The organism is Paenibacillus sp. 01T422, assembly GCF_056398785.1.
In genome coordinates, this window is the sequence record NZ_JBFTQB010000854.1 from 1 (window position 1) to 2,825 (window position 2,825).

A 2,825-nucleotide genomic window follows, 5' to 3' on the forward strand; every position below is an offset into this window, starting at 1 on the left:
TCCCTCCTTACTACATCCCTCCTTACTACAAGAATACCAGTTTTCATGAATAATTAACATAGATTTTTCGTATAGAATTACAAATTTCTCAGAAATTTTCCGATTCTCTCCAAAGCTTCACTCAGCTGAGAAACACTATATGCATAAGAGCAGCGTAAGAAACCTTCCCCGCCTAATCCAAACACATCTCCCGGTACGGCAGCAACCTTAGCTTCGAATAAAAGCCGCTGAGCAAATTCATCTGAAGTTAATCCTGTAGCAATTACACTTGGGAATGCATAGAACGCACCCTGCGGTTCATGGCACTCAAGTCCGATATCGCGGAACCCTTTGACGATCAGACGCCTACGTTGATTGTAAGACTCTATCATGCGGTCTTTCTCTTCCAAACCATTCGTCAAAGCCTCGTGTGCAGCGACCTGACCCATAACCGGTGCGCACATCACCGTGTATTGGTGAATCTTGGTCATAGCCGAGATCAACTCTTGGTGACCACATGCGTAACCCATTCTCCAACCGGTCATGGCAAAAGCTTTGGAGAAGCCGCTGACTAGAATGGTCCGATCTTTCATACCAGGAACGGCTGCAAAACTCACATGTTTCTGACCGTAAGTCAATTCGGCATAGATTTCATCCGAAATTACGATCAGATCGTTCTCTTCCACAACTTTGGCAATCGGCAGCCAGTCCTCATAAGTCATTATGCCGCCAGTCGGATTACTTGGATAACATAGAATTAAAATCTTGGAGCGTGGCGTAATTGCATCACGAAGCGCCTTCTCTGTTAGCTTGAACTGATCCTTCGCGAACGTTTCGATTCCGACAGGAACGCCGCCGCTAATACTCGTAATAGGCGAGTAAGAGATGTAGCAAGGTTCTGGAATCAGAATCTCGTCACCCGGCGTAATCAAAGCACGCAATGCCAAGTCAATAGCCTCACTGCCACCGACGGTCACGAGAACTTCATTCGACGGCTCATATTTCACTTTAAATGATGTGTACAAATAATCCGCAATGGCTTCACGCAGCTCAGGAATCCCTGAGTTTGGTGTATATTTCGTTCTACMGCGCTCTAATGAGTAAACTGCTGCTTCACGGACGTGCCATGGGGTTGAGAAATCCGGCTCCCCTACACCAAGAGAAATAATATCGTCCTTGCTGTTGCTTACTAGATCAAAAAACTTCCGAATACCTGAAGGCTTCATTTCACGTACGGCAGGAGCAAGGTAACCCTGCATGGATTTCACTTCGTTCGGCTCTACGATTGTCTCATTTTTGATCATGGCGTTACCTCTTCCTTACGGAGAGACAAGCATCCGATGATCATCTGCCTGATCCTCGAAAATGATGCCGTCTTGTTTGTATTTTTTTAGAATAAAATTCGTTTTCGTTGAAAGCACGCGATCAATTGGTGATAGCTTGTTTGATACAAAAGAAGCGACTTGTTTAAGGGAATGGCCTTCAACCTCTACAAGTAAATCGTAAGCGCCAGACATGAGATACACTGATTTGACCTCTGGATATAAATAGATCCGTTCCGCAATAGCATCGAACCCGCGTCCGCGTTCAGGCGTAATTTGCACTTCAATTAGGGCGGTAACCTTTTCGTCATCTACTTTGCTCCAGTTGACAACTGTCGCGTACTTGACGATGACCTTATCCGCTTCCATCTCGCTTATCGCTCGCGCCACCTCGTCCTCCGCCGTTCCTAACATTGTGGCGATGAGTTCCGCACTCCGGCGGGCGTCTTCTTTCAGTAATTCGAGAATTTTAAGCTTCAAAGCATCCATGGTTAACCAACCTTTCTGAGATCGTATTCATTCATCCTTTAATCTTACAATGAATTGCTGTCCTAATTCAATTACTACGCTCATCAAATTTTCAGATAATTTGTGTATAAATGATGTTTCTTGCATGAGAACGACAAAAAGCCGCCTAAACCAGGCAGCTTATCATTTCTACGACCAACTTAGATTCCAGCTTTCAGCAATTTAGCAACCATATGTTCAATTTCACGGTGTTCATACGTAGGTCGCACATGGATACTCGGTTCGCCAGCCATACAGCCGATTCCGACAAGCGTATTCTCATCATACACCGAAATCACATTCTGAGATTCTAGCTGATTCCAGTTCACTTGATTTCGAGCACCGGTTGTTATGCATTCATTTGTATATGTCTGTATAAACTCATTGAGTTGATCATTATCAGGTTGGCCATTAATATAGGCTAATTTCAAGGTAAATCCACCTCTCTGCAATCGCTTTGTTACTTCTATAATTATACTCAATAATGAATTTTTATTCAATATTTTTCTCATTTCATAAAAAAGGTATCCACAATGACCCTGATGTCCAACAGCTAGAGGTCCACCATTTCTCTGAAAAAGCACATTTTCTACCTGTGACGGGGCTACGGTCGTTGTTCTGCCATTTGGCTGCAGGGCGCCGGGCAGTTCAATGAATCTGCTCGAGGTGACCGAGGAACAGTGGGTTGGTCTTGCGGAGATGACGTGCAAGGAGAAATCGTAGTGGACACTATCTAATTTGATGCAAATAGTACAGCAAATTTTCGTATTTTCGGTGGTTTCAGAGATAATCATGCATTTTGTGCAGTCAATCTCATCGATACCATCGAAAATAGAGCAATGTCGCTATATTTGATGTGCTTTTTGCATCATTCCGTACTTATAGGGTAGCGTCAAGAAGTTTGTGTATTAGGTCTTGTAGGGGTTATTCGTCGGGACGATGAATTAGTTTTTTGGTTTAGTGGATTCAGGGGGATCCCCCTGAAAATTTTGGATTTAATTCCCATTAGTTTAGGGC

3 protein-coding genes are annotated in these 2,825 nt (G+C 43.8%); all 3 read right to left on the reverse strand.

The features are described 5' to 3' along the window. Positions 1 to 77: 77 nt before the first annotated feature. Positions 78 to 1,283, reverse strand: a complete 1,206-nt coding sequence (locus AC1DUA_RS32440; protein ID WP_477503657.1) for an aminotransferase class I/II-fold pyridoxal phosphate-dependent enzyme — start codon at positions 1,281 to 1,283, stop codon at positions 78 to 80. Between the two features lie 15 nt (positions 1,284 to 1,298). Beyond that, the gene (locus AC1DUA_RS32445; RefSeq protein WP_127457313.1) at positions 1,299 to 1,790 is read right to left on the reverse strand and encodes an Lrp/AsnC family transcriptional regulator; all 492 of its coding nucleotides are present in this window, start codon (positions 1,788 to 1,790) and stop codon (positions 1,299 to 1,301) included. 179 nt (positions 1,791 to 1,969) lie between these two features. Continuing rightward, positions 1,970 to 2,239 (reverse strand): hypothetical protein, encoded by a 270-nt coding sequence (locus AC1DUA_RS32450; protein WP_477503658.1) that lies wholly within the window; start codon positions 2,237 to 2,239, stop codon positions 1,970 to 1,972. Between the last annotated feature and the right edge of the window lie 586 nt (positions 2,240 to 2,825).

What these genes read in the sequence shown, in the direction of transcription:
- AC1DUA_RS32445 (WP_127457313.1), bottom strand. Translation starts at nt 1,790, where the DNA reads ATGGATGCTTTGAAGCTTAAAATTCTCGAATTACTGAAAGAAGACGCC.